This window comes from Nonomuraea sp. NPDC050404, from assembly GCF_040655495.1.
Lineage (GTDB): Bacteria > Actinomycetota > Actinomycetes > Streptosporangiales > Streptosporangiaceae > Nonomuraea.
The window spans coordinates 1-18,430 of record NZ_JBFAKB010000059.1; the positions used below are offsets into that span (position 1 = coordinate 1).

At 67.9% G+C, this 18,430-nt stretch carries 22 protein-coding genes and 1 pseudogene; 9 read left to right on the top strand and 14 right to left on the bottom strand.

The window, feature by feature from the left end:
• From AB0I81_RS62715 to AB0I81_RS62725, 3 genes are all read right to left on the bottom strand, one after another.
• On the bottom strand, positions 1-347 hold a 347-nt coding region (locus AB0I81_RS62715), incomplete at its 3' end, for a nitroreductase family protein (protein WP_360680083.1).
• 187 nt (positions 348-534) lie between these two features.
• A complete protein-coding gene (locus tag AB0I81_RS62720) occupies positions 535-1,020 on the bottom strand; it encodes a MarR family transcriptional regulator (RefSeq protein ID WP_360680086.1) in 486 nt (161 codons plus the stop codon).
• A gap of 61 nt (positions 1,021-1,081) precedes the next feature.
• A complete protein-coding gene (locus AB0I81_RS62725) occupies positions 1,082-2,014 on the bottom strand; it encodes an MFS transporter (RefSeq protein WP_360680089.1) in 933 nt (310 codons plus the stop codon).
• Here AB0I81_RS62725 and AB0I81_RS62730 point away from each other — a divergent pair.
• Both AB0I81_RS62730 and pstS read left to right on the top strand, forming a co-directional pair.
• Positions 1,979-2,455 carry a TetR-like C-terminal domain-containing protein gene (locus AB0I81_RS62730; protein ID WP_360680092.1) on the top strand — a complete coding sequence of 159 codons (477 nt, stop codon included), beginning with the start codon at positions 1,979-1,981 and terminating at the stop codon, positions 2,453-2,455. The two genes, AB0I81_RS62725 and AB0I81_RS62730, sit on opposite strands and share 36 nt — an antisense overlap.
• Before the next feature lie 162 nt (positions 2,456-2,617).
• Complete coding sequence (gene pstS / locus AB0I81_RS62735) at positions 2,618-3,691, top strand: phosphate ABC transporter substrate-binding protein PstS (protein ID WP_360680095.1); 1,074 nt, start codon at positions 2,618-2,620, stop codon at positions 3,689-3,691.
• A gap of 30 nt (positions 3,692-3,721) precedes the next feature.
• On the opposite strand, the gene AB0I81_RS62740 is transcribed toward pstS, so the two are convergent.
• Positions 3,722-4,348, bottom strand: a complete 627-nt coding sequence (locus AB0I81_RS62740) for a TetR/AcrR family transcriptional regulator (RefSeq protein WP_360680098.1) — start codon at positions 4,346-4,348, stop codon at positions 3,722-3,724.
• 116 nt (positions 4,349-4,464) lie between these two features.
• Between AB0I81_RS62740 and AB0I81_RS62745 the strand changes: the two genes are divergently transcribed.
• A complete protein-coding gene (locus AB0I81_RS62745; RefSeq protein WP_360680100.1) occupies positions 4,465-5,283 on the top strand; it encodes an SDR family oxidoreductase in 819 nt (272 codons plus the stop codon).
• 224 nt (positions 5,284-5,507) lie between these two features.
• On the opposite strand, the gene AB0I81_RS62750 is transcribed toward AB0I81_RS62745, so the two are convergent.
• The 4 genes from AB0I81_RS62750 to AB0I81_RS62765 all read right to left on the bottom strand — a co-directional run bounded on the left by AB0I81_RS62750 (position 5,508) and on the right by AB0I81_RS62765 (position 7,445).
• Entirely contained in the window at positions 5,508-5,999 is a 492-nt protein-coding gene (locus tag AB0I81_RS62750) for an SRPBCC family protein (RefSeq protein ID WP_360680103.1), read from the bottom strand.
• A 143-nt stretch (positions 6,000-6,142) separates the two neighbouring features.
• Positions 6,143-6,787 (bottom strand): SRPBCC family protein, encoded by a 645-nt coding sequence (locus tag AB0I81_RS62755; RefSeq protein WP_360680105.1) that lies wholly within the window; start codon positions 6,785-6,787, stop codon positions 6,143-6,145.
• Position 6,788: 1 nt separating this feature from the next.
• A complete protein-coding gene (locus AB0I81_RS62760; protein WP_360680108.1) occupies positions 6,789-7,196 on the bottom strand; it encodes a metalloregulator ArsR/SmtB family transcription factor in 408 nt (135 codons plus the stop codon).
• Between the two features lie 33 nt (positions 7,197-7,229).
• The gene (locus tag AB0I81_RS62765) at positions 7,230-7,445 is read right to left on the bottom strand and encodes a hypothetical protein (protein ID WP_360680111.1); all 216 of its coding nucleotides are present in this window, start codon (positions 7,443-7,445) and stop codon (positions 7,230-7,232) included.
• Positions 7,446-7,909: 464 nt separating this feature from the next.
• Between AB0I81_RS62765 and AB0I81_RS62770 the strand changes: the two genes are divergently transcribed.
• A complete protein-coding gene (locus AB0I81_RS62770) occupies positions 7,910-9,475 on the top strand; it encodes a hypothetical protein (RefSeq protein ID WP_360680114.1) in 1,566 nt (521 codons plus the stop codon).
• Here AB0I81_RS62770 and AB0I81_RS62775 read toward each other — a convergent pair.
• Both AB0I81_RS62775 and AB0I81_RS62780 read right to left on the bottom strand, forming a co-directional pair.
• Entirely contained in the window at positions 9,458-9,634 is a 177-nt protein-coding gene (locus AB0I81_RS62775) for a hypothetical protein (protein ID WP_360680117.1), read from the bottom strand. The two genes, AB0I81_RS62770 and AB0I81_RS62775, sit on opposite strands and share 18 nt — an antisense overlap.
• Entirely contained in the window at positions 9,621-10,595 is a 975-nt protein-coding gene (locus AB0I81_RS62780) for an AraC family transcriptional regulator (RefSeq protein ID WP_360680120.1), read from the bottom strand. The genes AB0I81_RS62775 and AB0I81_RS62780 overlap by 14 nt, the downstream gene beginning before the upstream one ends.
• A 40-nt stretch (positions 10,596-10,635) precedes the next feature.
• Between AB0I81_RS62780 and AB0I81_RS62785 the strand changes: the two genes are divergently transcribed.
• On the top strand, positions 10,636-11,367 hold the full coding sequence (locus tag AB0I81_RS62785; RefSeq protein ID WP_360680123.1) for an SDR family oxidoreductase: 732 nt from the start codon (positions 10,636-10,638) through the stop codon (positions 11,365-11,367).
• A gap of 92 nt (positions 11,368-11,459) precedes the next feature.
• The gene (locus AB0I81_RS62790) at positions 11,460-12,485 is read left to right on the top strand and encodes an NAD(P)/FAD-dependent oxidoreductase (RefSeq protein WP_360680126.1); all 1,026 of its coding nucleotides are present in this window, start codon (positions 11,460-11,462) and stop codon (positions 12,483-12,485) included.
• Between the two features lie 51 nt (positions 12,486-12,536).
• On the opposite strand, the gene AB0I81_RS62795 is transcribed toward AB0I81_RS62790, so the two are convergent.
• The gene (locus tag AB0I81_RS62795) at positions 12,537-12,845 is read right to left on the bottom strand and encodes a hypothetical protein (RefSeq protein WP_360680130.1); all 309 of its coding nucleotides are present in this window, start codon (positions 12,843-12,845) and stop codon (positions 12,537-12,539) included.
• Positions 12,846-13,242: 397 nt separating this feature from the next.
• Here AB0I81_RS62795 and AB0I81_RS62800 point away from each other — a divergent pair, with 397 nt between their 5' ends.
• Positions 13,243-14,514, top strand: coding sequence for a hypothetical protein (locus AB0I81_RS62800; protein ID WP_360680133.1), 1,272 nt, complete (start codon positions 13,243-13,245; stop codon positions 14,512-14,514).
• Between the two features lie 306 nt (positions 14,515-14,820).
• On the opposite strand, the gene AB0I81_RS62805 is transcribed toward AB0I81_RS62800, so the two are convergent.
• A complete protein-coding gene (locus AB0I81_RS62805; RefSeq protein ID WP_360680136.1) occupies positions 14,821-15,123 on the bottom strand; it encodes a DUF1330 domain-containing protein in 303 nt (100 codons plus the stop codon).
• 908 nt (positions 15,124-16,031) lie between these two features.
• Here AB0I81_RS62805 and AB0I81_RS62810 point away from each other — a divergent pair.
• On the top strand, positions 16,032-16,190 hold the full coding sequence (locus AB0I81_RS62810; RefSeq protein WP_360680172.1) for an ATP-binding protein: 159 nt from the start codon (positions 16,032-16,034) through the stop codon (positions 16,188-16,190).
• A 36-nt stretch (positions 16,191-16,226) separates the two neighbouring features.
• Positions 16,227-16,367, top strand: a pseudogene (locus tag AB0I81_RS62815) (IS5/IS1182 family transposase); the annotation flags it as partial.
• On the opposite strand, the gene AB0I81_RS62820 reads toward AB0I81_RS62815, so the two are convergent.
• Positions 16,338-16,463, bottom strand: coding sequence for a hypothetical protein (locus tag AB0I81_RS62820; protein ID WP_360680139.1), 126 nt, complete (start codon positions 16,461-16,463; stop codon positions 16,338-16,340). The pseudogene AB0I81_RS62815 and the gene AB0I81_RS62820 sit on opposite strands and share 30 nt — an antisense overlap.
• A gap of 129 nt (positions 16,464-16,592) precedes the next feature.
• Positions 16,593-18,362 (bottom strand): glycoside hydrolase family 13 protein, encoded by a 1,770-nt coding sequence (locus tag AB0I81_RS62825; protein ID WP_360680142.1) that lies wholly within the window; start codon positions 18,360-18,362, stop codon positions 16,593-16,595.
• Between the last annotated feature and the right edge of the window lie 68 nt (positions 18,363-18,430).

The window sequence follows — 18,430 nt, forward strand, 5'->3', positions numbered from 1 at the left end:
GCTCGCTGGCGTGCTTCCCAGTCGTCGCGGTCGATGCCGAGGCCGCTGTAGCGTTCCTGGCCGAAGGCGGAGCGGCGCTCGCGGTAGGGGGATTTGAGGTGCTGGGGGTACATCTCGTATTCGCGTTCGTCCCACGGGTCGGCCGCGGCCACGCGCTGGCCCGCCCGCTTCTTGAGTTCGGCCAGGGGTTCGCCGGTCAGGACGTAGATGCGCCAGGGCTGGAGGTTGGATCCGGATGGTGTCCATGCGGCGGCCGACAGCACCCGTTCCAGCACGTCTCGGGGGACCTGCTTGGCGGCGAATCCGCGTACGGCTCGCCGGCTGGTGACCGCCTCATAGACATCCATGATCATTCCCTCCTCGGAACCGGACGCCGCTTCCCTGGATCTGAAACGGTATCACTTGTGATTGTATCAAATGATACGAACTTTGCTCATGTGAGCACGCGGGGGAAGTCACTCATGAGGGCGTCTGTGTCCCGCCCGGCGGTCTTAGTGCCTCCGGCCAGGCACACCGCTCAAGCAGCGAGGGCGATTACGCGTCGCCGCCCGCAGGATAGGCCAGCCGGGTCAGCAAATCGCGCAACAACTCCGCCTCGCCGGGCTCCAAATCGGCCACCAGGCGCGCGGCCATCGGCTCGGCCGCCACATGGGCGGCATGGAAAAGCTCGAGACCCTGAGGCGTGATCTCCACCTTTCGCACCCGCCGGTCCCCGGGAACGGCCTTGCGTACGGCAAGCCCCTTACGCTCCAGATCGTCCACCACCCGCATGATCCCGGCCTTGTCCGATCCCGTCGCAGGCGCCAGGTCCCGCTGCACCATGGGCCCGCGGTCGGCCAGCACGATTAGTACGGAGAAATGCCGCAACTCAATGCCGAGCGGCCGAATCGCCTCGGTCATCACCGTGGCCGCGCGCCAGTGCGCCTGACGGAGCAGCAGCCCGAGGGCGAAAGGCGAGGCGTCACCTGGACGGCCGGTCGCGCGCCCGGTGGCGGTTCGGTGCGGAGCGTCGGAGCTCATGAGGGCATGTTATCCGCCATGCCCGCATTCGATACGTTCTCACGTGAGACGAAGCGCGCGGTCAGCCGGTCGTACGCGAGGAGATCGGCGGCTCTCCTTGATCTTGTGGCGGGGTGTCCCCGGCATTGCGGCGGCGGGACGGTACCGCGAGTGCCGCGGTGACGGCGGCGACGGAGATGCCGGCGAGCAGGAGGAATCCGTTGCTGTATCCCGTCTCGTCGGGCAGGCCGCCCGGTCGCGGGCTCGCGGTGACGATGCTGCCGACCACGGCGGTACCGATCGCTCCGCCGATGGTGCGGACGTTGGCGTTCATGCCGGAGGCCGCGCCGGTCTGGTCGGCGGGCACGTTCGTGACGATCAGGTTGGTCATCGATGACAACACCAGGCCGAGGCCCGCGCCGAACACCGCCGCGGCCACGGCGACGTGCCAGGGCGCGTCGTGGACGAGGGCCAGGGCGGTGAAGGCGAGCACGCTGAGCGCGGAGCCGGTGACCAGTTGGGCCCTGGAACTGAAGCCGGCCTCGACGCGGCCGCTGATCAGGCCGGCCGCGAACATGGTGATGAGCATCGGCAGGAGCAGCAGGCCCGCTTCGGTGATGGTGGAGCCGAACCCGTAGCCCGCGCCGCCGGGCGTCTGGACGAACTGCGGCAGGAAGGCGAACAGGGCGAACTGCCCGGCGCCGAACAGGAGCGCGACAAGGTTGGTGATCCAGACCGGGGGCAGGCGCATCATGCGCAGGTCGATCAGCGGGTACGTCGATTGCAGTTCGGCGATGATCCACGCGACCAGCACCACGGCGGCGGCGATGAGCAGGCCGAGGACGGGCGGCGACCGCCAGCCCCATTCGGGTCCCTGGCTGACCGCCAGCAGAAGGCCGACCAGCCAGGCCGACAGCAGGAACGCGGCCGGCCGGCCGAAGCGGACCTTGCGGCGTGCGGGGGAGTCGGGGACGTACAGGTGGGCGGCCGGCACGGCCAGCGCGCTGACGATCATCGGGATCCAGAACAGCCAGGCGGTTCCCAGCACCTCGACGATCGGTCCGGCGGCCGGCTGGCGCCCCCGGCCGACACCGGCAGCCTGCGCGGGGACCTCATCGAACTGCTCAAGGAGATCCGGCTCGGCCTGCGGACGCCCTGGGTCGCGGCTCTGCTGCGCGAGGTCGGACCACGCAGCGCCGCGAGCGCCGACCTGTACGAACTGCTCGGCAAGTTCTGGCCGGCCCGGTTCAAGGCATCGGGAGCGATCTTCGTCCGAGCCGTGGAACGCGGCGAGCTGCCGCCCGGCACCGACCCGGAGTTCCTGCTGGAGGTGATCTCCGGGCCGCTCTACTTCCACTGGCTCATGCTCGGCCATCCGCTCGACGACGCCTTCCTCGAACGGGTGGCCGACCTCGTACTCGACGGCGCCCGAGCAAGACCGGCAGAGCAAGGATGATCTGCTGCCGTACGGCCTGCCACCGGCGCCGCTTCAGGCATCCGGCGGACCCGTCAAAAGGGAAGAGCTGTTTGCACTGTCCAGACTGTTCGACTCGTTCGTGTCATTAGCTTGACGGTTGATTAACGCGAACCGCGACAAGCTCTTCATAGTCTTGCTGAGATGGCAGATCTGAGGTGGGCGGCTTGGCCGGCTCTGCTCGCCGCGCTCATCCTGACCGCCGGCGCCGCCGGCCTGTGCGGGATAGCGATATTGACGCGCGACGATGCGCCGCCCGAAGGCGTACGGGTTTCGGCGTCGATCTCCGGCTCGGGTTCGACCGCGCAGAAAGGTGCGATGGACGCCTGGCGTACCGAGTTTCATCGGATCCACCCCGATCTGCGAGTGGACTACCGGCCCACCGGATCCGGTGCCGGGATCGCCGAGTTCATCGCCGGCACCACCGCGTTCGCAGGCTCCGACGTCGCGATGCGACCGGAGGAGCAGGCGCGGGCCGACCGGCGCTGCGGCAACAAGGCGCTGCACCTGCCCATGGTGGTCGGCCCCATCGCGCTGGCCTACAACCTGCCGTCGGTACCCGACCTGAAACTCTCACCCGCCACCCTCACCGGGATCTTCACCGGGCGAATCATCCGATGGGACGCGCGGGAGATCGCCGCCGACAACATCGGCGTACGACTGCCCCACAGCGTCATCCGGCCCGTGCACCGCTCCGACAACTCGGGCACGACCCACAACTTCACCTCCTACCTCAAGGCGGCGGGCCGGTGGCCGCACCAGCCATCCGGAAAGTGGACCGGCGCCGGGCGGGGCGTCACCGGTTCCACCGGGGTGGCAGACCTCGTCCGGTACGTCGAGGGCTCCATCGGGTACGTCGAGTACGGGTTCGCCAGCAACGCCCGCCTGCGCACCGCCCAAGTGCGCAACGCCTCCGGCCGATTCGTCGCGCTCTCCCCGAAAAGCGCCACGCAGGCGATGGAAGGCGCCCGGATCATCAGCGGAGACAACGGTCTGGTGGTGGAGTTCGGCTATCTGACCAAGAATGAGGACGCCTACCCCATCGTCCTGATCACGTACGAGATCGCCTGTTCGAAGAGCTCCGAGCCACTGGTGCGAACCTTTCTGAGCTACACCGCGAGCGACGCCGGCCAGTCCTATCTCTCCCTGAACGGCTACGCCCCGCTCCCGAACGAACTCCTCGCCCAGGTGCGTACCCGCCTCGGCGACACCAGCTGAAACACATCACCGTCCCCGCGCGGCAGTGCCTCAAAAGCTACGCGGCTGTCCGTTCACCATGGCGGCGGGGCTGATCGCGGCGAGCAGTGGCCAGATCGTGGCGCTCAGCTGTGCCGCGCTGCCGGGGCAGCCGTGACGAAGCCAGTCGAGGATGGCGCCGAGCAGGGCTCCGGCCAGCAGTGCCGCTTGCGGCGCGTGCGGGATGTCCGCCGGGTCGGAGGTGTGGTCCGTACGGGGGAAGTCGCCGTGGAAGTTGACGTGAATGGCCACGGTGAGCCGCCAGTGCATGTGGTTGATCAGCCTGCCGCTGCCGCCCTCGCCTGCCAGGGCCTGGTAGAGGCCGGCGTTCTCGGCGACGTGGGTGAACACCGAGGTCAGCGCGGCGGTGGCGCGGGCCGGGTCGGTGTCTCCGGCGGGTCCGATGACGGGGGCGGCGGCGATCAGTGCGTCGAACATCGCGGCGCAGGCGCTGGCCGCGAGCTCGTCCATCCCGCGGTAGTGCTCGTAGAAGGTGGAGCGGTTGACGCCTGCCCTTCTGGTGACGTCCAAGATCTGTATCTGTGTCAGATCGCGCTCGCGCAGGAGGTCGCGCAGCGCCGTCTCCAGAGCCGTACGGGAGCGCTGGACACGGGGATCAGGAGCTTGCTGGACAGGCACCTCCGTATTGTATGGTTTCCGACAGTTGCCGGGAAACCAGCATCTGTCGGAAAACGCGCATCCCGCGCTGAGCCACCCGCCCCACCGGCGGCTCCGCACGGGAAGAGGGAGATCGCATGGCACGGAACGTGGTGGTCGTCATCGGCGTCGGCGGCATGGGCCAGGCCATCGCCCGCCGCCAAGGGGCCGGAGCCCAGCTGGTGATCGCCGACTTCGACCAGGAGCTCCTGGAGTCGGTGGCCAAGCAGTTGGAAGGCGAGGGCTACCAGGTGACCCCGGTGGAGGTGGACGTCTCCTCCCGCCCCTCGGTCGCCGCGCTTGCCGAGCGGGCGAGCGCGCTGGGGGAGGTCCGCTCGGTGGCGCACACGGCGGGCGTGTCGCCCGTGCAGGCCCCGGTGGTGGCCATTGTGGCGGTGGACCTGGTGGGGGTCGCGCTCGTGCTGGAGGAGTTCGCCAAGGTGATCGCGCCCGGGGGAGCGGGCGTGGTCATCGCCAGCATGGGCGGTCAATTCCATCCCGCCCCGACCGGTCAGGACGCGATCCGGCTGGCGACCGCGCCGGCCGAGGAGCTGGCGTCCCTGCCCGAGGTCGCCGCGCTCACCGACCCGGGCGCGGCCTACGCCTTCGCCAAGCGGATCAACCTGCTCCAGGTACGTGCCGCCAGCTCGGCCTGGGGTGCCCGTGGCGCCCGGATCAACTCCGTCAGCCCCGGCGTCATCGCCACGCCCATGGGCCAGGCCGAACTGGCGAGCGGCCACGGCACGGCGATGCAGACGATGATCGACGCCTCCAACGCCGGACGCATCGGCACCCCGGCCGACATCGCCGCAGCCGTGGACTTCCTGCTCAGCCCCGCCGCCGGGTTCATCTCCGGCGCCGACCTGCTCGTGGACGGCGGCGTCACGGCAGCGATCACCACCGGCCGCCTCGGCTGACCCCTCTCGCCCCGCCCAGCAGCTCTGCCAGCGGGCCGGGTCAGGGTTCCCGCGATGGAGGCGCTGGCCCGGCTGACCGGGGCCGCCGTGAGCGTCATCGGCAAACATCGAGCACTGGCCGTGCTCGACGGCGGGATGGACGGGGGTGGCCGATGCCCGGCGACACCAACCGGTCCATTTCGATCTCGTTGTCAGTCCGCCGATGATCCCGGAACCTACGAAGATTAGTTGCTGCCTTCGCGAACATCCTTCCCCTGTTCGGCGAACGCCTTGAAATCCTGCATGTGCTGTTGCGATTGCTTGTGGAACGAGCCGGGCATGAGAAGCCCCACCAGCCGCATCAGCAGGCTGCTGAACCGGTACTCGCTCTCGCTCACCCAGAGCGTCGTGTCCGGATCGGCTTCGGTCAGCCGATCGCGCACGACGTTCCACATGCCCGCGCCGACGATCTCGCGGTCGAAGTGAACGACGCTCTCTTTCGGGATCCCGTGCAGGTCGGCCGGCTCCCGGCGTGTGATCGTTTCGGTGCACTCGATCTTCCGCTGCCCCGACTGCAGCACCACCCGCGACTTGGTGCCGAGCTGTCCGTGTATCCCGTTCAGCGGCTCGTGCAGCACCACGCCCCGCAGCCACTTCGGTATGTGTGCAGGATCGGCGAGCAGTTGGGCCACCTTCTCCCGAGGCAGGGCGATCTCGATCGAGTTGGTGTACTTCATGGCGGGCATTCCTTCCAGGTGCGGGACAACCTGCTGTTGTGCTGCTCCTCTGGCGGAGGGGTCTGACATCCGTCTCGCGCTTGACGATTCTCATCGGCGGCGCAGACCCCGGGAAGGCTGGTCGGCCCACCGCAGCGGAGATGTCAGGTCGGGTCGGGTGCGTAGAACTTGGTGGTGGCCTCCACCGCGGCCGCGACGTGCTCCGGCTCGCCACCGGCGGCCAGGTGAGCCTGTCCCCAGGCCGCGGCGCTGCGCCGGATGAACTCGCGCTCCTCGGGCGACTTCTCGACCGCCTCATGGTCAGCGGTCTCGCCACCGGCCAGCATCCGGGCCAGGGCGAGGAGATGCAGGTCCCAGCCAACGCCCCCCGCACCGGGTCCGTAGGTCGGGAAGAGGGGCTCCCCGACGGCCGCTGCGTGAATCAGCTCGAATTCGGTGTCGCCGGCCGGGCCCGGTACCAGACGCACTTCCACCTCGCTCGTGCCGGGCCAGGCGTCGGCCTCCGGCCCGTAGAGCCAGGACACCCTGAGCAGGCGCGGCGGCTCGCACCGGAGGATCTCACCGTGCTCACCACCGTCCAACTCGAACTTCCCGCCAGGCCGCAGATCCCCGGTGACCGGTTTCAACCAGCGCTGCAGCCGCTCGGGGCTGGTCAGGGCGTCCCAGACGTCGTCGATCTGCGCTTCGTATCGACGCCGCACCTCGATGGTGTACGCCTCGCCGGCGGGCAGGCTGCCCTTGCCCATAGTCCGGTGTGCGGCGGCCAGTTCGTCCAATATGTCTTTCATGTCAGGCTCCCTTCGCTGATGGATCGGTTGTGTTCGCATCGATGCCGGACTCGGCCGGTGAGCCGGGCTCCTCACCGGCCGGGGTCCGAGCCGCACGTTTGCCCCGGGCCAGCTCGGTTTCCAGGGCGTCGAGGCGTTGCTCCCAGAACCGGCGAAACCGGTCCAGCCAAGCGTCGACCTCGCTCAGCGGCGCGGGCTCAACGGCGTAGAACCGGCGAGCACCCTCGGCCCGTACCGACGCAAACCCGCTGTCACGCAGCACGCGCAGATGCTGGGAGACACCCGGCTGGGAGAGCCCGAACTCGGTCCGGATCACGTCCGTGAGCGCGCCAGAGGTCTGCTCGCCGTCGGCGAGCAGCTCCAGAATGCGCCGGCGCACCGGGTCACCGAGGATGTCGAACGCGTGCACGGACAGGATCGTACCAGCTCTCGCTTATATAAGTCAGCACTGGCATTCTGGCGCCTGGATCAGCGGGCCAGCGTGATCAGCATGTTCATCGGTGCGGCCGGGTTGGTGGTATTGATGGTGGCGCTCCTGCGACTGCGCGCCGGTCACGAGGCCGTTGGCGTAGTCGGCTGTCTCGATCGGGATGTCGCCGCCGTCCAGGAGGCCGAAGGCGTGGTCGCTCACGCGGACGTCGGCTGAGGCGTCCATCATGACCTGCTTTCGTTGACGAGGCTCGCGCACGGTGCCGGCCTGAACCTGAACGGGACGTGCTTGAGTCTGCCCGCGTGGTGCGGGTCAGCGGCGCGTCGAAGGTGGCGCCGGGCAGTCCGGAGGTCTGGGTTCGGGAGACGTGCGAGGCCGGCGAGGGGTAGGAGCTTTGGCGGTAGATCTGAGGCATACCACGGAACGACGCAGCCGATGGAGGCGTTGTCGGCGGCGGATCTCGCTCATGTCGGGCATCTTGTTCGTGGTGTACGCCGGGATCGCCAACCAATCCGCCGGAAGCTGAGTCAAAGTAGCCAGAGGAGCTATTCCCAAAGCTGAGCACCACGCGCATGAAGGGGAAACCGCAGTAGAGGTCGATCGCATTGCCGGGTCTCACGGCATGCGACAGCCAATGCTTGCTACGGCCGATTCTCATCCGAGCGAAAGCGATCGCTATCGGAATGGACGTCTTGAACTCCTACGTCAAGCTTGTCTTCAGTAGTGGACTGATAATCCTGGCGTTGTACGTCACGGCGCTGATCAGTTTCAGGCGGCCCCCTGACCATGGGATTCGGGTACCCCGTGTGGTCACTGCTCTGCTGCGGCGACGTGACCCTCGAAACCTGCGACAGGCCCACCCCGATGACGGCGATCACGCGACCAGGCGCGTCCCCGCCACCGTGCTCCTTCCCTGGAGGACCGCCAAGTTCCTGTTCAAACCCCGGGTCGGCCCATCGCACATGGACCGGACGCTGGACCGGCTCACGTTCTGGCGAGCGGTGGTCGGCACCGCCGTGATCCTGGCGGCGACCCTCCCGTACCGGGACGTCGTGGCCGGCATGTCCGACCTCGGCTTGAAGATGGCGAAAACCGGCGGGCTGGCCTTCGTTCTACTGCCGCTACAGATCCTCGTGATGCTCATCGTGACCCGCGCCGGCCACCGCCTGCACCTCCGGCCCGGCGTGCTGCTTCTGATGGGGCGCCTGGCGCTCGCACTGGCCGTCTACCTGCTTATGGTGGCCGCCGGTGGGCTCATCTTCGGCTTCCTCGACAACCGGACCGTCTCCCTTGATATCGGCCTCGTCCTGATCGTCCTCTTTCTCTGGTTCGGGTGCTTCTGGGGTTGCACGGTCTACTGGGCGGTACGCACCGGATTCTGGACGGGCGATGTGCATCCGCTGCTCGCGCCGATCGCCACAACGGGTGTCATGCTCCTGATCAGCGGCCAGGAACTCATCGAGCACAACACCAACGACGTGCCCGACTGGCTGTGGCTCACGCTCAACCTCTGCGGCACGGCCACGGCGCTGGTGCTGGCCGTCGTCGAATACCGGCACCTCCGGTCGATCGGTTACCGGCTCCGCAACGGACCGGAATCACCGGCCACGGCCACGGGCGGCCAGACAGACCGCCCAGACGTCGGACAGCAGCTCGCCAACCCTGATCACCGGGTCGACGTCCAAGCTGGAACCCCGGGCCACGGCCCCCTGAGCACCCGGTTGAGCGTCGGGGCGAGCACCGGCTGGAAGATTTCAACGATTGTCTTCGCTCTGGTGTGCGCGGCTTTCCTGGGTTTCTTCGTCGGTGGGGGCATGGTCGGCACGGGCACCGCGCCAACGGAATTTCCGCCGCTCATCGCGGCGCTTCTCGTGGCCTGGCCGCTGTTTGTGGTGATCTTCATGGTCACGAGGACCTTGCGGGCCTTCCGGTATGCCGCCTGGCTGGAGGGCACCACGCTCAGCGTACGGGGCGCCTACCGCACGCGGCGAGTGGACCTGTCGCGGGTCACGTCATGGACCTACCGCGCCGCGTTCCAGGCTGAGGGGGCAGAGAACGCAGACCAGTCGCGCAGGGTTCCGGTGCTGGTGGTGGAGGGTGACCGCGGGCGGCGGCTGCTGGAGCTGCGGCTGCACAATGGGCGCGGCGCAGTGCTGCCGCCGCACGAGTTGACCGCCCTGGCCGATGCCGTGGCCGAGGGACCCGCCGCCGACTCCCTGCGCCGCTGGGCCGCGGATCCCTCACTCCACCTCGGATGAGGTCCGCCTGTTTCGGGCGGGGCCCACGAACGCCGCAGCGAGCGGTGGCGCTCGTGGCACGGCCAGGCGGCCGGACAACTCCCCGTCCAGGTCATGCTCCAGCGGCAGCGTGATGTTGTGCGGCGCCGGGCCCATCCCGAGGCCGTCAAGCAGGCGCACGATGTGCCGCGTCGCGGAATTGTTTGGGTGAGGAGCCGACCACGCGGCGGAATGCGGTGCTGAACGCGCTCTCGGATTCATAGCCGGTCGCGGATGCGAGTTCGGAGATCGATCGAGTGCCGCGGCGCAGGGCATCGCGGGCAAGGCTCATTCGCCACTCGATCAAATACTCCAGTGGTGCGGTGCCGACCTGGTTCTTGAAGGAGGCGGCGAATGCCGAGCGTGACATGCGGCTGATGCCGGCGAGTTCTTTGAGCGTCCAACGGTGTGCCACGTCCGCGTGCATGGCGCGAAGTGCGGCGCCGATGCCGTCGTCATTGAGTGCTCCCAGCCAGCCGACGGGCCGACCGGCCTGGTCGGCGTGGGCGCGCAGCATATGGACGAACAGGATCTGTGCGAGATGGTCCAGGACCAGAGAGCCGCCGACGGCGGTGGTCTCGACCTCGGTGACCAGCAGTTCACTCAGGTGTGCGAGCAGTTTGCCTCGCGGATCTGCGGCTCGGACGTGTACGAGCGGCGGCAGAACATCGATCAGGATCGAGGCGTTCGTGTCGTCGAAAGAGAAGTGCCCGCTGCACAGGAATGTGTCTTCCTCGGCCTCGGGTCCGATGCGCACGACGCCGTCCGTGGCGCCGTCCCACAAGGGCTTGGCGGCGCGCGGTTTCACGGTGAGGGAGCTGGCGAGCACGTAGGCCGGAGGGTTGCCCAAGAGGTAGAAGTCGCCCTCTCTCAGGTGCACAGGTTCGTGCCCTTCGAGGGCCAGCCGGCATTCGCCGCGTACGACGACACCCGCTTTCACGTGCGGGAACGGGTCGAAACGCACCGCCCACGGCCCGGCGGCGTGGAGGCTGGCTTCGACCACGGTGTGGGGCCGCAGAAGACCGATGGCGTCGGCGATCGGATCGCTGGAGCCGAGCGCCGATCCCCTCTTGGACGATGCGTAAAGAATCGGAGACGACACATTATGGATCGTACCGTCCTGTTACTGCAGCATCGAAGATATGAACACCATGACGCAAACGGCGCTCGTCACAGGCGCCAATAAGGGCATTGGTTTTGAGACCGCACGTCTGCTCGCGCAGCAGGGCTTCACCGTGTGGCTGGGATGTCGCCACCAGGGGCGCGGAGAAGTCGCGGTAAAGGAACTTGCCCATGAAGGAGACGTTCGATTCGTCAGCCTCGATGTGACCGACGCGGAAAGCGTCCGGGCTGCCGCGCTGCATATCGGCGGTGAGACTGACGCACTGGACGTGCTGGTCAACAATGCGGGCGTCGCGATCGGGGAAGGGGAAAGCCTTCCCAGCACCGTACGGCTGGAGACGATTCAGCGCACGTTCGACGTGAATTTCTACGGGGCGTTGCGCGTCACGCAGGCCTTTCTGCCGCTCGTGCAGAAGGCGCAGGCGGGGCGCATCGTGAATGTGAGCAGCACGATGGGGTCGATCGCCACGCTCGTGTCTCCAGGCAATCCTCTGGGTCAGTTTCCATCCTTCGCCTACCCCACGTCGAAAACCCTCCTCAATGCGCTCACCGGATGGTTCGCCGTCGAGCTCGGCAGCACACCGATCAAGGTCAACGCAGTGTGCCCGGGGTACAACGCCACCGATCTGAACAACAACCTCGGAACGCAGCATCCATCACAGGGCGCGAAGGTCGTCGTGCGCGCCGCCACGCTCCCTGCGGACGGTCCCAGCGGCGGCTTCTTCGACGTGAACGGCCCCGTGGGCTGGTGACCTTCAGGGCTTCGGCCCGTGGGCTCAGACACCCTCGTCGTAGCAGGTTTGTTCAAGCCCCGCCGTCACCTCCTCGGCCAGGCTTGACTCTCATGATTCTCGTGATCGGCGCCGGTCAGGCAGGGCTCGCGGCAGGCCGCGAACTGCGCCTGGCCGGGCACGACGTACTGCTGCTGGAAGCCCACGGGCGGCTGGGCGAATCCTGGCGGCGGCGCTGGGACTCCTTGCGCCTGTTCACCCCCGCCCGCCTGAGCGCGCTGCCCGGCATGCCCCTGCCGGGCGCCGACCGTTATCCGGGCAAGGACGAGGTGGCCGACTACCTGCAGGCGTACGCGTCCCGCTTCGAGTTGCCGGTCCGGCTCGGCAGTGCCGTGTCCGAGCTGCGCCCCGCCACCGGCGCGGGCTTCGAGGCGGTCACCGACACGGGCGTCTACACCGGTGACGGCGTCGTGGTCGCCACCGGGCCGTTCCAGCAGCCCCGCATCCCCGGCCTGCCGCTCGCGCCCGAGATCGTCACCCTGCACAGCGCCGGCTACCGCAACCCCGCCCAGCTGCCCGACGGGCCGGTGCTGGTGGTCGGCGGCGGCAATTCCGGCGTGCAGATCGCCGCCGAACTCGCCGCGACCCGGCCGGTCACCCTCGCCCTCGGCACGCGGCAACCGGTCCTGCCCCAGCGCCTCCTCGGCACTGACGTGTTCACCTGGCTGCAGGCGTTCGGCCTGGTCCGCGCGCCCGTCACCGGCCGGCTCGGCCGCCGCGTCCGCGACCGTGACCCCCTCATCGGACTCGGCCCCCGAGCTCTGAGCCGGATGGGCGTGCGCATCGTCGATCGCATCACCGCCGCCGACGGCCCGCGGCTGCGCACCGCCTCCGGCCAGACCATCGCCCCGCGGAGCGTGATCTGGGCGACCGGCTACCGTGCCGACTACTGGTGGCTGCGCGTCCCCGGCGCCCTGAGCGACGGACTGCCCCGCCACACCGGCGGGATCAGCCCCGTGCCCGGCCTGACCTATCTCGGCCTGCCCTTCCAGCGCTGCCGCGGCTCGGCCCTGCTGGGCTGGGTGGGCGAGGACGCCGCGCTGATCGCCCGGGCGTACACCACGCAACTCGTCAGGTGACGACAGCGGCGGGCGCCCGCGGTCACCACGGACGCGGGCGCCGGCTGGTCCCTAGTGGGGCGGGTGGCAGTTCCGGCCCAGTACGTTGACGGTGCCGAAGTCGTTGGGGCGGGACATGGCGACTTCGCACCTCCACTGTTCGCCGAGATGCGGGAAGACGATGTGGACGTTGGAGAAGTCGCCCGGGACGGGCGGTGTGCAGCTCTGTCCGTTGATCATCGGTGGGTAGATGAGCGGTGCAGGTCCTCGTTCGGCGCAGATGAAGACGATTTCGGCCTGCGCGGCCGGGGCGGTGATCACGCCGGCGCCGAAGAGGGTGGCGATGCTCGCGGCCAGCGCGAAAGGAGTGAACGGACGCATGGGGATCCTCCCAAGGAGAGCTACTCACTGCACCTGAATTATTACCCTGGGTGTTCGGCCGGCCCCAGTGAGATACACCTGTCCCTCCCGCCTGTAATACCTGGCCAGATCCCACCTGTCACTCTCCTTCGCGCGATCGCCGAGCCGCCCTGTCGGGCCGTTGTGCCGCATCAGCCGGCCGTGCATCCCCTGGAGGCCGGTGACGCATGGGTGGTGTGCTTGTCAAGACGCTGAGATTGTTACTGAATCGCCCTGTTATGGCCTCCTTGAGCGTTCTTGTCACGTTCCCGTGCCGACCGTTTTGATCTAGAGGGCGTTCCGGATGCGTCGCCGCCTGCCCGGTCGTTTCGTCGTGGGCGGGACATCGGCGTGCGCCGTCCTCCAAAGAGAAGGAGTCGTGACCTTGACCCTGCTGGCCTACACCCTCATGACCGACCCCACACCCCTGGAGGCGTCAGCGACCGGGCGGTCCCCGTCCACGGGGACGGTGTACCTGGTCGTCACCAATACGGCGCAGCAGGCGGCGTTCTGGCACTCGATCCTGGTACAAGTGCCCATCGGCGACGGTCCCGGCCACCTCACCCCGGACTTCCAGAAGATCAAACCCACGGGAGTGTACGGCGCCAGGTCCGGCGCCCAGTCGCCGGTGGACGTGCGGCCGCAGGGCTCCGACGCCTTCCAGGCCACCGCCCGGGGTGGCGGCAGAATCCGTCTCGACCCCGGCGACCACATCGTGCTGACGCTGGAGAACGTCACGGTGGCCGCGGCCGCCGGAGTGGCCGTGCTGCGGGTGACCGAGAACAGCAGCAGCACCCAGTCCGGGCGCCTGACCAACCGGTACGCGGCCGTGCCACTGGTGAAGACCGCGCCAAAGGAGATTCCCGCGCCGCGCGACTTCCGCCCGGACGACGCCCTGGTGAACGCCGGGTCCAACATCGTGCTGCGCTGGGACGGGTCCGACGACTTCGACTACAAGATCCTCTTCCCGGGCGGGGAGGCGACCGTCGCCCGGGGCGTGCGCTCCTGGTCACCGGCCGCCGCCGACGCCCCGAAGCGGGCCACCACGTACACGCTCGTCGCCACCTCCCGCACCACGCCCAAGCAGGAACACTTCCACACCACGACCGTCGAGGTACGTGATCCCATCCTGGACACCCTCACGGTCACCTCCGGCATCAACACCCCCTGGGTCCAGGGGGCGGCGAACGCGACCGGAGGACGGATCACCTTCACCGACAGCGGCGTGACGGCCGACAAGGCCGAGTTCAACGGTGTACGAACCGGATGGGTGCAGGGAAGAAACAGCGACGACGGGTGGATCAGCTTCCCCAAGGAGGGGCTGAACGTACGCCGGGGAAGCGGACAAGACTGGGGAACCGTCTTCGCCGACAAGGCCGACCTCAACGGGGTGAACACCCGATGGGTGCAGGGAAGAACGGCCGACGATGGCTGGATCAGCTTTCCCACGAGTGGGTTGCAGGTGTCCCGGGGCGGTACGGACAACCCCACCCAGGGCTATGTGTACGCCGATTCCATCTGCGCCAAGGACGCCCCCTACGGGCAGGGCGGCGGGTGGATCAACCTGCACGACGAGGGGATGACCGTGTACCTGTCAAAGAACGGGAGTAACGGTCTCGGGAGCGTGACGGCCTCCAATTACAACAGGTGAACGAGCGGTGGGGCGGGCGCTCGGCTCGCCCCACCGGGAGCCCCCGTGTTGACGGTGATGCCGTGGCCGCTGCGTCCGGGGGCCGGCGCCCGGGTCAGGCCGGCGTTGCGCGCGTGGTCAAGAAACGCGCCGAGTTGGGCGTGCATCAAGACCATGACAGAGGATCGCTGACGTGCCGCGGTCGTATGACTTTCGCGTTCCGAACCTGGATCAGCGCCCCGATGCCGTCCAGGATCCTCTCCAGCCCGAACTCGACGTCGTCGCGACGAAGTTCGTCATCGAGGTGGCTCCCGTCCATCGGCGCGGCTATGCCGGTACGCCGCTCACAAGGTTGAAGTCGACCGGTCCGCCTATGGTCGCGATGCGCCAGGCCGCGAGGTTCTGATAGACGGCGGATTCGTACCAGTTGCGGGCCGACTCATCTGACGGAAACTCCAGGATCGCGGTCTTGGTAATTTTCGTGTCTCCCTCCAGTCGCTGTGGCGTGCCGAAGGCCAGCAACCGGCCACCGTAGGGCGTCATGGACGCGCCGACGTTCGCCAAATAATGACCGAGATCGCTGTCCGGAGTGTCGTCGATCCGGGTGATGACCACGTAGTGCAGAGGCATGAGCACATCCTTCGATGGTGAATGCTGATCCTTGCTATCGGGTCAGCACCATGGCGAGACTAACAATCCGTCGCTGTCGCCTCACCGGCGGAAGGCTCTCATCGAACGCGCGCGATGACCGCACCGCTACCGCGGCAGTGGCCGATCACCTGCTCATCGGCCGCCATGGCGGTCATAACCTACGATATTTGTGCACGTTGGTCCGGCGCATTCCGGACGGCGGCACCAGGATTGAGGGCACCGCTGCCTCGTACCAGGACTGCTGCGCCGATCCGTTGCACTGCCAGAGCTGGACCTTGGCTCCCCATCCGCCGTTGAGATCCCTGCCCACACAGGTTGGGAAACGATAGTTCACGAGGGAGAATCCGCCGCCCCACCCTGGCCGGGTGAAATTCCATTTCTGCTGACTGCTGCCATTGCAGCCCCCAGATCCGGACCCAGACCGGATCGGCCCGTTTGTCGTTGGCGTTCGCGTCGGGACATTCCTCGTGGACTTTGCTCCTGATCGGGCCCAGACCGCTCGCATGCGCTGGCACCGCGGGCATGAAGAACAGCATCGACATACCTTCTCTGTGGTCATGAATGCGGCTACTCGCGCACGCGGAGACGGGCACGCCGATGGAGCGGAGACGCGTCGACCTGACCGCGTTGGCGCGCAGCGAGCTGTCACGCCGGGCGGACCCGCACCCGGTGGAGACATGTCTCGAATGTCCGGTGCCAATCGACGCGGTCTCAGCCCAGGTCCGGCGGGTGCTGAGTAACCCGCTGGGCAACGCCCAGCGCCACGCCGAGCACACGGTGCGCGTGGAGGTGCGCCGCGCTGGCGACAGTGCCGAGCTGACAGTGGGGGACGACGGACCGGGATCGTCGAGGCGGACCGGCGCTGGATCTTCGAGCCCTTCACCCGGCTGGACTCCGCCCGGAGCCGCGATCGCGGGGGCGCCGGTCTGGGCCTTTCGCTGGTCGGGGCGATCGTCGCTGCTCATCACGGGAGCGTTCAGGTCAGGCGCGCGTCGCTCGGTGGCGCCTGCTTCGCAGTCAGGCTTCCCCTACGGGAGCGGGTCTGACAGCCGAACTGCCGCCGGATCGGCCGTCGCGGGGGCCGGCGCATCATCCCGCGCATCGCCCGCCGCGGGATCGAATCCAGCCAGCGCCTGGGACGCCATCGCTGGGTCGTGGAAAGGACGGTCTCGTGGCCGGCCGGCTGCCGTCGCTTACACCGGCGGTACGAACGCCGGGCCGACCACTTCACGTCCTTCGTCGCCATCGCCGCCGCCCAAGCTCCTGGTTGCCACGGTGTGGATTGTGGTGATCAACCCGTCTACCAGGAGCTTCTTCATGTCACCGACCGAACACCGACATCGCGATCACGCTGTGACCAGGGCAGCCGTCACGGACCCTGAAAATGGCTCACTGACGCCAGCGTCGATGCCAGCGTCGATGCCCGCGTCGATCGCCGGGGCCTTGATTCATGTCGGGAGCTTCCAGACTGCGAAATTGGGGCCGTCGGGCGGGAGGCGCCAGGTCGTGCCGTGTCCGATGAGATCCGTTGTGCCGTAGATGAGCTGCGCCTCCTCCAGCCCGCGGAGGGGTGGCAACTGAGCACCGGCCCACGGCGCGCGGGAGGCCAGCACCAGGATCGTCTCCTCGCGGGTCTCGCGGAGGTAGGCGAGCGCGTCGTCCTCTTGGAAGACCCAGCGCAGACCCCCGTGTTGCAGGGCCCGGTGCTCGTTGCGCAGGTGGATGAGATCTCGGTAGCGCCGGCGCAGCGGGTGGTCCGACGTGGTGAGGTCGTTCCAGGGCATGGTGCGGCGGCCGTGTTCCCCGTTCGTGCCGGTGGCTCCCCACTCGTCGCCAGCGAAGATCATCGGTACGCCGAGGTAGGTCATCAGCAGGCCGGCGGCGATCTCCATCAGGTGTTCGTCGGCGCCGAGGATGGTGAGCAGTCGCGGGGTGTCGTGCGAACCGAGGTTGTTCCACTGATTCGCGGCAACCTGCCAGGGGAGCCGTGCGGAGATCTCCCGGATGGTGCGCGCTATCTCGCGGCCGCCGCGGCGCGGAATGGCGATCGGGAGATCCAGGTAGTTCAGGGTGTTGCCGGGCGCGGCGAGCCAGTTCCAGACCGGTCGCGTGAAACCGGCGTAGTTCATCGCGGACTGCCAGCCATCGCCACGGAGGTCCTCGGAGGCGTCGTGCATGTGCTCGGCGACCAGGACGCCGTCGGGCCGGATCGAGGCGATCGTGGCCCGGATCGTGCGGGCGACCTCGTGGGCGAGGTCCTGGTCCCTATAGCGACCGGTCATGTTGGCGACGTCGATCCGCCATCCGTCGAGGTTGTAGGGCGACTGGAGCCATCGGCCGACGACAGAGCCCGGCCCGTCGATGAAACGCTCACGCAGCCCGGGAGACGACCAGTTCAGCTTGGGAAGTGACGAAACGCCCTGCCACGAGACATGGTCGCCGGGCGCGTGCCACAGGTAGAAATCGGCTGGCGACGTCGAGGAGCCGGCCTGGACGAACCATTCGTGACTGTCTCCCGTGTGGTTGGTGGTGAGGTCCCCGACGATCCGCATGCCACGTTCGTGCGCAGCGGTCGTAAGGGAGGTGAAAGCCTGGTCGCCGCCAAGGAGAGGGTCGATCTCGTCGAAGGTGGAGGCGTCGTAACGATGGGCGGATCGCGCCGGGAAGATCGGGGTCAGATAGAGCGCTCTGACGCCGAGGTCGGCAAGGTAGCCAAGATTGTCCTCGATGCCGGCGAGGTCGCCGCCGTACAGCTCGTACACGGAGTCGCGGCCGGCCTCGGGCGTCTGGTCCCACGGAGTGGGGACGGCCCAGTCAGGCACCTCCCGGTGATCGGCTTCGGCGGAGCGCGCGAATCGGTCAGGGAAGATCTCGTAGACCACGCTCTCCCGGGCCCAGTCCGGTGCGGCCCCATAGGTGGTGATCGTGAAATCGAAGGCGTCTGAAACGTCGTACGACCATACACCGGTGCCGTTGAGCCAGTCGAAGGTCTCGTCGCCAGTGATCAACATGAAGCGGTACCGAGTGACCGGGTTGTGCAGGAGCAGCGGCGCCTCGTACCACTCGTCCTGGTCGCTCTTGTCGGTCAGGACCGCCGGCACGGTCCTGACCTCGCCGTCGGTCATGGAGCGCAGGACGACTCGTTCGTACGGCGAGCCGAGCGGAATCCGGACCCGCACGGGGACCGTCTCACCCAGGTTGAAGGCGCGTGAGGGCACGTGAAGTTCGGAGCCGTCGTGGTGCGGCAAGAGGCGTGGCGCATCGGCGGTATTCGTCATCTGTGGTG